General features: G+C 37.3%; 6 protein-coding genes. 2 read left to right on the plus strand and 4 right to left on the minus strand.

Annotation, left to right across the window (positions count from 1 at the left end; translation table 11 throughout):
• Positions 1–255: 255 nt before the first annotated feature.
• On the minus strand, positions 256–1857 hold the full coding sequence (locus R0J88_RS04940; RefSeq protein WP_410899371.1) for a glycoside hydrolase family 9 protein: 1602 nt from the start codon (positions 1855–1857) through the stop codon (positions 256–258).
• A gap of 192 nt (positions 1858–2049) precedes the next feature.
• Positions 2050–4563 (minus strand): glycoside hydrolase family 3 N-terminal domain-containing protein, encoded by a 2514-nt coding sequence (locus R0J88_RS04945; RefSeq protein WP_410899273.1) that lies wholly within the window; start codon positions 4561–4563, stop codon positions 2050–2052.
• A gap of 217 nt (positions 4564–4780) precedes the next feature.
• Here R0J88_RS04945 and R0J88_RS04950 point away from each other — a divergent pair, with 217 nt between their 5' ends.
• Complete coding sequence (locus R0J88_RS04950) at positions 4781–5962, plus strand: helix-turn-helix domain-containing protein (protein WP_410899274.1); 1182 nt, start codon at positions 4781–4783, stop codon at positions 5960–5962.
• A gap of 10 nt (positions 5963–5972) precedes the next feature.
• Here R0J88_RS04950 and R0J88_RS04955 read toward each other — a convergent pair whose 3' ends face one another.
• Together R0J88_RS04955 and R0J88_RS04960 are read right to left on the minus strand one after the other, a co-directional pair.
• Positions 5973–7478: a tryptophan halogenase family protein gene (locus R0J88_RS04955; protein ID WP_410899275.1), complete on the minus strand. Its 1506-nt coding sequence runs from the start codon at positions 7476–7478 to the stop codon at positions 5973–5975.
• 64 nt (positions 7479–7542) lie between these two features.
• A complete protein-coding gene (locus R0J88_RS04960; protein WP_410899276.1) occupies positions 7543–10548 on the minus strand; it encodes a TonB-dependent receptor in 3006 nt (1001 codons plus the stop codon).
• A gap of 416 nt (positions 10549–10964) precedes the next feature.
• Between R0J88_RS04960 and R0J88_RS04965 the strand changes: the two genes are divergently transcribed.
• Positions 10965–13577, plus strand: a complete 2613-nt coding sequence (locus R0J88_RS04965) for a glycoside hydrolase family 3 C-terminal domain-containing protein (protein ID WP_410899277.1) — start codon at positions 10965–10967, stop codon at positions 13575–13577.
• Positions 13578–13581 lie beyond the last annotated feature (4 nt).

Below are 13581 nucleotides of genomic sequence, written 5' to 3' on the forward strand. Positions count from 1 at the left end.
ACTACCCACTCTTAATAACCCGGTCCAAGGGTCGGTGGTTCGAATCCACTCAGTCGTACCAATTCAAAAAATATAAACTCAAAAAAAGCACTACCCACTCTGAATAACCCGGCCCAAGGGTCGGTGGTTCGAATCCACTCAGTCGTACCAATTCAAAAATATAAATGCAAAAAACTTCTCCCTACTTTTATAACGCTTTACTTGGGTGAATAAATAGAATCAATTGAGTTGTGCAAATTAAAACTTATAAAGTTGCTATTCAGAGAGCGAACCAAGTACATAGACAAGTGGCGCATTCCAATTAATTGCAACCTCGTTTGTTGAAAAACTGCACCAATCGTCAATATATGATTTTGCGGGCTCATTGGATGAGTAGTTACAGCTATCTTGCTGGCCTGAATGAGGACCACCTACAAGCATTCCTGGAATAGGAGCAACCACACCATCACTGTGTGAAATTCGGTGATGTGGATACAAAGGTGTTTTAGTGCCAAACCCAGTAACAAAAGAGTAACCCGTAGGGTTTCGCCCTAATACATAATCGACAAGTCCATGAGCTGCATTTTTATAATCGTTATTTTTATTTATCTGAGCGGCTTGTAGCAAAACCATCGCTTTATTTAACGCGACTGAGTTGCTTCCCCATACAAAGTCAGATTTTTGCATAGCAACATTGTAGGGACTACTTTTATGTTGGTTTAAATATTTATCAGCTAAGTGCTTTTGCTTTATTTGTAGGGCTGCGTATTCTTTTTCAGATAATAAATCCTTTGCTTTAAACAGCAAACTACTTAAAGAAAGGTACGATACATTTCGCCATGCTGGAGCCGTGTAATTGATGTTTATCTCTTTATAGATAGTGTAAAAGTGTTTATTTTTAGTTGTTATAAATAACTCTGCAGCGGCCCAAGCAAACTCATCCTTTAAGTACTGATCTCCATACTCACCGCTTTTAATATCAATTGGTTGCACATAATATTGCGTTTGGTTTAAAAGCGCCCAACGCCATGCTTTTATAGCTGCCTTTAAATATTGCTTACTCTTATTGGGGTAGTAAGGTTCAATCACCCGGCTGGCCATGGAAAGCGTAGCTGCAAAGTTCAAACTTGCTGCTGTTGATTTGCCTATCATTAAGCGTAGGCGTTTATCCTCATGTGGCATTTCATAACCAGGCCAATCGCGTGTTGTTAATTTGTGGTATACACCGCCATCATTGCTTTGCATAGAGATTAGCCATTCAAGATTCCATAGGGCTTCATTTATAATATCAGGAACGCTATCTTCAGATTCAGGTATGTTTAAATTTTGTTTTTTATAAATATCAGGGTAATGTTCAAACGCTGCAAGTAATGTGTAAGTGCTAATGCCTGAGTTAACAACATACTTGCCATAGTCACCTGCATCATACCAACCTTTTTGTGAGTCTATTCGTTTGCCTTTGTACCTTGGCTCAGCAGAAGGATGATAACCAATAATGTCATCTTTATGACCCATTGGTCTTGCATAAATTCCCGCGAACTTCTCTTCAATAGGAGTACTAGAGCGATTCAAATAATAATATCTTAAAGCGGCTTTACTAAGTGAATCATAAACATCATCACTAATTCGAAATAATGAAGAATCTGCAACACCCTTTACACGCAAAAAATAGTGACCCGAAGTGACAACTTCAGAAAAATCGGCAAGCTTGTGACCATCATTGCCAGAAAGAGTCCATATTTTAGCTGCGCTCAACTGAGCGGTATAAACCACCTTGTTCGTTTTCGCATTAATTACATTAAATTGCGAAGCTGTTACGTTCGGTATTGCAGCAATTTTTTCACTTTTATTTAAGTAGCCTAATTGATTAATTGCAATTTGCTGATTTGAGGATAACTTACTTAATTTACTAGGATTTTTTTTTTACTAATACCGAGCAAGAGGTCAGAGCAAGCACATTCAGTAGCAGTAACGATAAAATAATATGTTTCATATGACCCTTTCGTATAAATAATGTCGAAGCAAAAAATAGAGCACTTGCTATTGAGTTATAATAAGTGCTCTTGTTTATTATTCACTGCACTTTAAAGTGGCCATTTTTTGCGCATTGGGTTCAAATTGAACATTAGCAATTCGTATTTTAGCTGCGCCTTCGCTTGTTAACACAAAGGGGGCACTCGAGCGTTCAAACTCCACTCCACTTTTAGCAAAGCATAATAAATCTATAGAAACGGTATTCCAGGTGTTCAATTTAAACTCTTTTAGCATGGGCGAAATATTCAGCTCTGCGCATTTACCTTTTGCGCATCCCATTTGAACATAAAGTTCATTTCTAGGAGGGGTTTCGACTCTCACATCAAACGTTAGCGCGCTTTTATTGATCAAATATTGAGATAGATCTTCTCGGTACCAGGATGAGCTAATCAGTACAGAAGCATTATTAGCACCACTCCACGTAAATTCTTTTGCATCACCTTGAATATTTTTATCGGCTTCAATCATCGTTAAGCCTTTAATATTTCCTGATGGCGTGTGGATGTCTTTTGTTTGTCCACCCGACTGCAATTGATAATTCCAGTCCCCTTTCGCTCTTCCTTGCATTATTTGATAAGGGGTGTTGACAGGTGTTTCAAAAATAAAGTCATTCTTTGTACTTAATTTATTAAGCATCACATTATCTTTATAGGTTAACCCAAATCCATATGCAAAAAGTGGATCATAGTTTTCATCGTAACGATTTAATACAACTTGTGATGCATATTTAGGCCATGAAAAGGAAAGCTTACCTTTAAAATCAAATTGAATATTGCCCTCATTATCTTTAAACAAAACATCAGCTACACCAACACCTTCACTACCAGGTAGCCAAGCTGCTACAAACGAATCTGATGCATTGATTTCTCTGTTTACCCATAAAGGTCTGCCCGATAAAAACACCGATACAACTTTTATACCTTGTGATTTTAATGACTCGATTAATTTGGCGTCACGGTGAGAATGAGCCTGATAAGCAATTGATTTTAGATCGCCAATCCACTCTGCATACGGATTTTCACCAAACACAACAATGGCAACATCTGGTTTTACATCAAAACTACCATCAGGGCTTAGCACTGCATTGCCGCCCGCTTTGTTTACCGCTTGCTTTATACCATCAAAAATTGACGTTCCCCCTGGAAAATCAGATTTAACATTACCTTCGCCTGTCCAGTTAATTGTCCAACCACCCGTTTGCTTACTCATATTTTCAGCACCATCACCCGCAATTAATACCTCACTATTTGGGTTAAGTGGTAAAAGGTTATTATTATTTTTCAACAACACTAACGATTCTCTAACTGCTTGCCTAGCAATTGCTTTGTGCTCAGGAGCACCTAATAACTGTTTTTGGTTAGCATATTTACGTGTTGATGGAAGCCCTTTATCGAATAGCCCCGAACGTATTTTAACGCGTAAAATACGCCTAACTGCATCGTCTATACGTTCAACAGGGATAATTCCATCTTTAACCTGCTCTACTGTATTACCTATAAAAGCCTTCCAATCTTCTACAACCATAAACATGTCTAGTCCGGCATTAACAGCCTGCGGACAGCTATCATTGCTACATCCGGGTATTTTACTGTGCGAATTCCAATCACCCACTATAAAACCATCAAAACCAAGTCGCGTTTTCAAAACATCGGTAAGGAGATATTTGCTGCCGTGTAAGCGCAAGCCATTCCACATATTATGAGAGGCCATTATACTTTGCACACCTGCTTTAAGAGCTGGCAAATATGCCGCCGCATGATTTTTAATTAAATCACTTTCACTTTCTTGGTTGTCACCTTGATCAATGCCTTGATAAGTGCCTCCGTCACCGACCCAATGCTTTGCGGTAGAGTAAATATGATCGTCATCTAAAAAGTTAGCTGTGTTTACTTTCCCCTGAAGGCCTTCAATCATCTCTTTTGCATAGCTGGCAACTATTTCAGGGTCTTCAGAATAACTTTCGTAGGTTCTCCCCCATCGATCATCCCTTGCAACGGCAAGTGTTGGGGCAAATGTCCAGTCTATACCTGCAAGTAATACTTCTTTCGCTGTTGCTTCTCCAATTTTATAAATTAAATCTGGGTTACGTGTTGCACCTAAACCAATGTTATGTGGATATAAAGTAGCACCAATAAATTTGTTATTGCCGTGTACTGCATCAATGCCATATGTAACGGGAATAGCTAAACCGCCTTGTGATGTATCCATTGAGGCTAAATAAAGCTCGTCCATAAAAGACACCCAATCAGATACACTCGCATTACGGTTATTGTGTAAAAATGTTCCACCACCATTCAAAACCGATCCTAAATGATATTTTTTTACATCTTGAGGCGTTACCCAGGTTATTTCTGCTTGTACCATTTGTCCCACTTTTTGTTCTAGTGACATTTGGCTTATTAAATGAGTAATACGTGTTTCCAACTCTGCATTTTTTTTTATTGCTGGTTCAAGAGTTGGCCAAAGTGTTATATCGTTTTTAGCAACTGTGTTAACAGACGCAAAGCTCATAAAAGAGCCAAGTAAAAATGAAGAATAAGTTAATTTCATTAATCTAATAACCTGATACTTTGTTAGTGTGGCAAACAGTTTTATAACAAATGCAGCATAATGTCGTTCAAATAGAGGTTTTAAGCGTATAAATGCACGCAATTTACTCTATTTGAACGCCCGGCTATTTCAAATATTAAAGATTATTAGATAACATACAACGACAATGAGAACACACGTGTACCAAACAAAAATTTTAATAAAGGTGTATTAAATTGTGAAAGAAGTACTTTTTAACACTCACGATCTCGCTTTAATTTTTACCATTTTTATATGCTTATCATTTAGTGTATTTTTAGTAACATTAAAAAAGGGTAATAAACTTAGTAACTATTTACTTGCCTGCTTTTTATTAACTCAAGCTGCAATTCCTACGGATAACCTTATTAACTTTGGTGAGGCATTTCGAGCGTTTGCGTTGAGTCTATCCCCAAATCTATTTTACACATTTGGATTAGCTTTTTGGTTGGAAGTCCCTTTGCTTCTGCTTTATATCAAATCGTTAGTTAACAAAAATTATCAGCTAAAAAAACACGATTCGCTATTATTCATACCATTCATTTTTTATGCCGCTTATTTCACTGTTGATTGGCTTATGATAGAAAATAGCATCAAATTAAATGTACTTAAAAATGACACAATTGAAACCACAGCATTTATTGACCGAGCTATTTATTTTTTTCGGGAGTGCTTTCGATTTTCAATTAGCGTTTTATGTTTTTTAGAGTTACAAAAATACCAAAAAAACATTAAAAATGAGTTTGCAGAGCTTGAGAGTGTCGACCTAACTTGGCTTAAATTCCTTGTGATTGGTTTTTTAGTTGTGCACCTAAATTCAATATTTGTCTCTTTGGGTATTATTATGTCTTACGAGATAGGTATTCTAGTTGACCATGAATTACTTGGGCTTACAGCTAATTATGCAATTCTTTTATTAATCACAAGTTTAATCTACTTTAGTGCAGGTCATTCAAGAATATTTCAGGGTATTGACGATGAACTAACAGCTGAACAACATAAAGCTCCAGATTCCTTTGAACCCGAAAAAATACAAAAAATTGAAACCTATTTGCTGCAAAATAAGCCTTATTTAAACCATTTACTCACACTTGATAACCTAGCAAGTCAGTTAAGTATGGGATCGAGAAATCTGTCATCTATAATTAATAGGCACTTTGGTAAAAACTTTTTTGAGTTTATAAATTATTACAGAGTTGAAGAAAGTAAACGGCTGTTACTTTTAGAAGAAAATAAAACAGTGACCATGTTAGACATTATGGATAAAGCAGGATTTAACAGCAAAGCAACTTTCAATACATTTTTTAAAAAACTTGTGGGCGTAACACCCACTCAATTTAGAAAAGAATACTGGGAAAGCCAAAACAAAAATTCGAGTTAAACCCCTAAAGCTAGCGCGTGTAGTTTTTTAAAATATACGCCTCATGATCAGGCATAACATCAGCAGAGCGGCTAATAACCGACTCTATATTTTTAAGCCTACGCTTTATTTCATCTCGGGATAGCCTATCAACCAATGGATGATAGCTTTTAGGTTTAATCCCTTGACCATGCATGACTGCAAGCCAAGATGTTTCGTTAAACAGCTCATTATCATGTCTAAAAATACGCCCGTTTTCACTAAACATCTCTATTTTTTGCTTCAACGAATCAGGCATTTCTATGTTTTTGCAATAACGCCAAAACTCACTGTCATCTCTATTTGTTAGTTTATAATGTAAAATAATAAAATCACGTATACGATGATATTCCGTCTCAGTTTGCTGATTAAATAAATCAATATCACACTGTGTAAAGTCTTTACTAGGGAATAATGTCATTAATTTTGCTATCGCCGATTGAATCAAATGCAGACCGGTTGATTCTAACGGTTCTACAAAACCTGCTGATAAACCAATAGCGATACAGTTTTTATTCCAACTCTTTTTGCGCATACCCGTTACCCATTGCAGCTGGTTAATATCTGCTAAAGCTTCAGATTCAATTGTATTTAAAAGTAAAGCGTGTGCTTTATCATCGCTCATAAATTCACTTGAATATACATACCCATTACCTACTCGGTTTTGCAGTGGTATTCGCCACGTCCAACCTGCACTTTGTGCTGTAGACTGAGTATAAGGGTTAAGTGCCTTTTTTGATAAACACGGCGTTGCAATAGCTTTATTACACGGTAATAAATGAGTCCAATCCTCGTATCCAGTTTTCAGAGCCTGCTCAATTAATAAGCCCTTGAAACCAGAGCAATCGATAAATAAATCACCATCTAATACCGTATTATCATTAAGAACTAACGATTCAATTTCCCCTGAAACTGGGTTTAGGTTTACCTCGTCAACCTTGCCCTCAATACGACACACTCCTCTGCTTGTGGCATAATTTCTTAAAAATTTAGCATAAAGAGTTGCGTCAAAATGGTAGGCATAATTAATACCTGCCAATGGGCTATTTTGCTGAGTTGACGGATGCATAAATTTATTTGCGTACGCACCAACCGATGCAAGTGAGTAGTTAGATAAGTTTGAAAACGCTGGCTCATTTTGCATTTTCAACCAAAAATGATGAAAAGGCAGTGCCTCCATATTAGTGCCATAATTTCCAAATGGGTGAAAATAACGGTGTCCTTTTTCTTTCCAATCTATAAATTCTATACCTAATTTAAACGTCGCATTAGTAAAACGTATAAACTCAGATTCATCTATATCAAGTATGGTATTAAATAATTGAATTTGTGGAATTGTAGCCTCACCTACTGACACGGTACCTATGTCTGCAGACTCCACTAAAGTGATTTGACAATTATCGCAGCCAATTACCTTCGCTAACGCAGAGGCGGTCATCCAACCTGCTGAACCACCACCTACAATAACAATCGATTTTATATTATTTGCATCATTCATAATGTTTACCTAAAAAAAATAAAGCACGCGAAATAAAAAATAACGCGTGCTTTTATTAAGAGGGTTAAAAATTACCTTTCAAAATAATGCTAAACCTTCGCTCATTGGCAAACCAAGAGCGAGAAGCTCGATTGCCATCATTGTCTATTTGCATTGAAGTTCTGGCAACCTCGTTAGTTAAATTAGTGGCTTGCAGACCTAATTGAAACGATTCAGTGATATTATAAAAGACAGACCCATCAAGTTGGCCTCCAGCCTCATTATAAATGGGAAGCTGCGTTATAACGTCTTTACTTGTTAATAAATATTCAGAACGCCAATTGTATGCCAAACGCGCATTAACACCGTACTTTTCATACATAGCGACTAAATTGATATTATCCTTAGAAAGCCCTTCAAGAGGTAATCCTTCAAATGCCACATTATCGCCTTCTGTTGAGTCAGGTTTATCTGGCGATAGCCCTGCATTTGGCGATCCTTCTTCCTCGATATAGGTATAGTTAAATTGCATACCAATGCCACTAAAGGCACCAGGTAAAAAGTCGTAAAACTGCTGGTAAGCCAGTTCAAACCCTTGCACAGAACCTTCATCACCATTGGTAGCACCGTTTACTTGTACCACCTGTGTTGCGCCATTATTAGTAAATTCTCTATCCACTGAACCATTGATAAAGTAGTTACTCATGTCTTTATAGAAAAATGATGTTGTAAGTGACCCCACTCCCTCAGAAAAATACCATTCAAGCGCTAAGTCGTAGTTATACGACTCCATTGGTTTTAAGAATGGATTGCCTGAATTTGCCGTATAACGAGAATAACGAGCGTCTGTAATTTGTCTATCACTTGAGCTTTCATCATAAGTAATCACCAAATCTTCCGGTGTTATGCTTACAAAGTTTCTTAAGTTTCCTAAATCAGGTAATGCAATGGCTTCTGAAAAACCAAATCGCAAAATTAAATCGTCTTTTAAATTAAGTTTAACGTTTAAGCTTGGCAAAATATTAGTATATTCACTGCTTGCTGTTTGCTCAGTAAATCCAGCATTACCAAAGGCGGCTTGTTCAGATGGTAAAAAGTTATCGGGGTCTGATGGGTCATTAACGTCACCCACTGTATCTGGAAATGTTAAAAAACCATCAGTTTCATTTTTAATTTTTACATAACGAAGTCCTACATTACCGCTGTAAAACATGCTGCCTAATTCACCTTCAAAATTACCCTTGATGTAAAAAGCATTATTTATTTCAGAGGTTTCATTAATCTCGTTATTTAAGAAGTTACCTATTGCGTCCCCACGACTTGATAAACGCTGCCAATTTGGCGACAGAGATGCAAACGCTGATTCAGCATTAGCGTAATCTCTAACTAATGATTCGCTAGGAAATAAAAAAGCGCCCTCAGATGCAACATTGAGTACCCCCCCTCTAGCAAAATTATCAAATGTAAATTGCTCATAGCTATTGTTTAAGCTTGCACCTAGCTCATCACCTTCTGCATCAAACCATGCATTACCATTGCCAGCCCATGCTTCAGATAACCAACCCCAATTATAAGTAGATTGGCGTGTTGTTTGGTCGCGTTTAGCATACCGAGCGCCTACTTTAACACTGGTAAAAAAGCCACTATCAAATGTATATTGTGTGTCAGCAGCAAAAGCAACTTCATCACCTTCATTATCAGAGATATGATCCATAGCACTGCGCCAAAAATAATTATTTGGATCAGTGAAAAAACCAGTGTCGCCGCTATTGGCTGGGTCTAATAATGTAATATCGGGTAAATCATCACCGTTTTGCTCTATACCGACTACAGCTCTTGTTGCTCCCATAATCGAAAAATCAAAAATTTCAGAGGTAGATTCAACGTATTGGGCGTCAAAATTGAACGACCATGAATCGTTTGGTCGATATTTAAGATTAAAGCCATAATCGTCAACTAAATTATCTTGCTCTCTAAAGCGAGTAACCATGGCATGCTGTGCACCAAACTCTCCAGATGGTTGTCGCTGCGCATCGTTTCCGCGCCAACCCGCATTTGATGTAATGAAACCTGATTCAAATAAGCCTTGATCTGTTACTTCAAACTCAGTGCCTTCTAAGGCAACTAAGTCATTAATTACAGCATCATCCGCCATCTCAATCGCATGCTCAGTCCATGCTAATGACGAATCAGAACGTATAAATTGAGCAGTGGCCAAAAGGGTTTTGCTTTCGTTTTCAAACTGAAGCGCACCAGCAAAACCTTCCCTTTTTCTATCATCTTCTTTTCGTGTCAAACGCGTTGTACGAGGAGCAAAAATTGCTTGCCCATTAACTAACTCGTTTTGTGGCTCGTACCGACCTATTTGGGCGCCATCCGATCGCGCTTTTAACTCGGAGTTCGAGTAATTAACGAGTACACCGAATCTGCCAGCATCTAAATCAAATATATCGCTGTATAAGCCAGAAAATGACGGCGTTGTTTCGTCTGCAAATTCGCTGTAACTAGCATCTAGTGTAAAAGCAACTACACGCCCTTCTGCATCAAAAGGTTTTCGCGTCACTAGATTCACCGTGCCTGCAATGCCGCCCTCTATCATATCTGCCGACTGATTTTTAAACAGCTCAACAGAACCCATTAATTCAGGTGGAACATCCTGGAAACTTAACCCTCGCCCTGAATCGGCAGTAAACGTATCACGACCGTTAAACTCGCTTCGTGTGTGCGTTAATCCTCTAACAACAACACCGCTTCCCTCAACGCCGTAGTGATCAGGATCGTTTGCAGCAGCAAATCGTTCAATAGAAACACCCGGTAAACGGGTTATTGCCTCAAGGACGCTTCTATCCGGTAGAGACCCAATATCTTTTGCAGATATAGCATCAAGAACGGTTTCAGCTTCACGTTTCATATTCTGTGCATTGATTAAATTTGAACGTGTTCCTTGAACTATTACTACTTCAATATCTTCGTCTTGTTGTTTTTTTTTGTCATCTTCTTGAGCTGCATATAGGTTGCCGGATAAAGACGTTGCAATAATCGCAGATGCAATTACGGACAGCTTAAATGTACTGTTCTGTTTTTTTATCATTCTAATTTCCCTCATTGAAGTTCAAAAAGTACTGATCGTATTTTTTAAATTTCAACCCTTTTAGTGTGTGTGGTTATCATGCAAAGCTAGAATCAGATAAATAGCGGGTAAAATCGCCTAACTAACCACAAATACATCTATTTGAACGCCAAAATTAGTTTTTATTTGAACATGACGCTGAGTTTAAATACTGTCATCTTGATATATTAACCATGAGAATCAAAAGCTTATAAAATAAAACTTAAAATAAACAATATATTAACAAAATTAACTATTTTTATCTTTAAGAGATGTATAAATTTACGTTAATACGTGTATCTATACGTTCAAATTCATATTTAACTTACACTTAGACGACGTTAATAATTTCCTTTGTTAATTTATTTTTATCACACACAAATAAAGAGTTGATAACAATGGTTAATAAAAATATAAAAAGTCTTTTTGTACTTACAGCATTTGCTGTATTAGTAGGCTGCGCTAAAGATGAACAATCAACACAGACCCCTCCACTGTATTTAAACGAATCAGCCTCTATTGATGAGCGCGTAAACGATTTAGTAACAAGGCTTACATTAGAGGAGAAAGTTGCTCAACTATTTGATAAATCCCCAGCAATTGAGCGATTAAACATACCAGAATACAATTGGTGGAACGAGGCGCTGCATGGTGTTGCAAGAGCGGGGAAAGCAACAGTTTTCCCGCAAGCAATTGGTCTTGCTGCTACATTTGATGAAGACTTGATGTTAAGAGTTGGTACCGCAATTTCTGATGAAGGCAGAGCTAAACATCATGCTTTTTTAGAAGAAAATAACCGTTCTATGTACACAGGCCTTACCTATTGGTCGCCAAATATTAATATATTTAGAGATCCACGATGGGGACGCGGACAAGAAACTTACGGTGAAGATCCATACTTAACAACGCGAATTGCAGTTAATTTTATAAATGGTTTGCAAGGCGACAATGCTGAATATTTAAAATCAGTTGCAACACTTAAGCACTATGCAGTACATAGTGGCCCAGAAGTTTCAAGGCATAGCGACGACTATACAGCATCCGAGAAAGACTTAGCTGAAACCTACCTCCCTGCATTCAAAGATGTCATTGCACAAACAAAAGTTGCATCTGTAATGTGTGCTTACAATAGCGTAAATGGCACGCCGGCTTGTGGAAACGACGAACTTATTCAAAATAAACTAAGGGATGAATTTAATTTTGATGGCTATATTGTATCGGACTGTGGTGCTATTGCAGATTTTTACGATGTAAAGTCACATAACATCGTAAATACTGAGGCAAAAGCAGCGGCGATGGCGCTTAAAACCGGTACTGACTTAAATTGCGGTGACCACCATGGCAATACATACAGTTATTTAACGCAAGCAGTAAAAGAAGGTTTAGTAGAAGAAAAAGATGTTGATAAAGCCTTAAAACGGTTGATGTATGCCCGCTTTAAACTTGGCATGTTTGATAACCCCGAAAATGTACCATATTCAGACACTTCTATAGATGTTGTAGGCTCTAATAAACATTTAGCTTTAACACAAGAAGCAGCTCAAAAATCATTAGTACTTTTAAAAAATGAGCAAGTACTACCATTAAAGGGAAATGAAAAAATAGCCCTTATAGGTCCAAATGCTGATAACGAAGCTATTTTGTTAGGCAACTACAATGGCATGCCAATAGTTCCAATAACACCTAAACTAGCACTTGAACAACGTTTAGGCAAAAATAACCTTACGTATACTGCAGGCTCAAGTATTACCGGTGAAGTTTATACACATTACCAGCCTATTGAAGCAAAGCACTTTTTTCATCTAGATCATAATAATCAAATGCAACCAGGATTAATTGCACAATACTATCCTTCAAGTAATTTTGACCGCCAACCTGTAAAGCGTCAAATAGAAAAAAACCTAGATTTTAGCTGGGAGCGCTCTCCTATTGACAACTCTATAGAACAAGAATTTGCCGTAAAATGGACAGGAATCATTAAACCCCAAGAAACTGCTGAGTATCATTTTAAATCAAACAACGTTGATTTCACACTTAATGGCCAGAGCGTAAATGGCGCTATAACACTTGAAAAAAATCAAAGTTACGAGCTAAACGCTGAATCTAAATTTAACCACTATTGGCATAGTAACGTTATTAATCCAACGGCTAGTCTTACTTGGTTGAAAAACCCTCAAGGGCTTACACAACAAGCACTCAGTAATGCTAATGAAGCGGATGTAATTGTATTTGTAGGAGGCATTAGTGCTAATCTTGAAGGTGAAGAAATGCCACTGCAAATAGACGGGTTCTCTCATGGTGATCGCACCAATATTAATTTACCTAAAAGCCAACTTAATTTGCTCAAAAAGCTAAAGCAGACAGGAAAACCTATCGTACTTGTAAATATGAGCGGTAGTGCAATGGCATTAAATTGGGAAAACGAAAATATTGACGCAATTATCCAAGGTTTCTATCCAGGTGAAGCGGCCGGAAGTGCCCTAGTAAACCTACTTTACGGCGACTATAGCCCATCAGGTAAATTACCCATTACATTTTACAAGTCTGTATCTGATCTACCTGACTTCAAAGATTATTCAATGAAAAACCGTACCTATAAGTACTATGAAGGTGAGGTACTTTACCCGTTTGGTTTTGGCTTAAGTTATGCTGACTTGAAATACAAAAACACACGTCATTCAATAAGCGCAGACTCAGGAGATTTAAACCTAACAACAACAATTACTAACCAAAGTAGTTTTTCAGCTGACGATGTTGTTCAAGTTTATGTCTCTATGCCTGATGCGCCGATAAAAACACCAAATAAGCAATTAGTGGGCTTTAAACACATTACCCTAAAAAACGAATCGAAAAACGATATTAAATTTACTATTCCTAAAAATAAACTCTCTTATATTAATGAGCAAGGCATTGCCGTTGCCTACAAAGGACGCTTAATTATAACAGTAGGCTCTGGACAGGGTATTAAAATACCAAAAGATAAATTTACAGTGACTAACATTGTTTTATAAAAAT

Origin of the sequence: Pseudoalteromonas sp. SIMBA_162 (genome assembly GCF_046535955.1) — a bacterium.
Lineage (GTDB): Bacteria > Pseudomonadota > Gammaproteobacteria > Enterobacterales > Alteromonadaceae > Pseudoalteromonas > Pseudoalteromonas marina.

What these genes read in the sequence shown, in the direction of transcription:
- R0J88_RS04945 (WP_410899273.1), bottom strand. Translation starts at nt 4,563, where the DNA reads ATGAAATTAACTTATTCTTCATTTTTACTTGGCTCTTTTATGAGCTTT.
- R0J88_RS04955 (WP_410899275.1), bottom strand. Translation starts at nt 7,478, where the DNA reads ATGAATGATGCAAATAATATAAAATCGATTGTTATTGTAGGTGGTGGT.
- R0J88_RS04960 (WP_410899276.1), bottom strand. Translation starts at nt 10,548, where the DNA reads ATGATAAAAAAACAGAACAGTACATTTAAGCTGTCCGTAATTGCATCT.
- R0J88_RS04965 (WP_410899277.1), top strand. Translation starts at nt 10,965, where the DNA reads ATGGTTAATAAAAATATAAAAAGTCTTTTTGTACTTACAGCATTTGCT.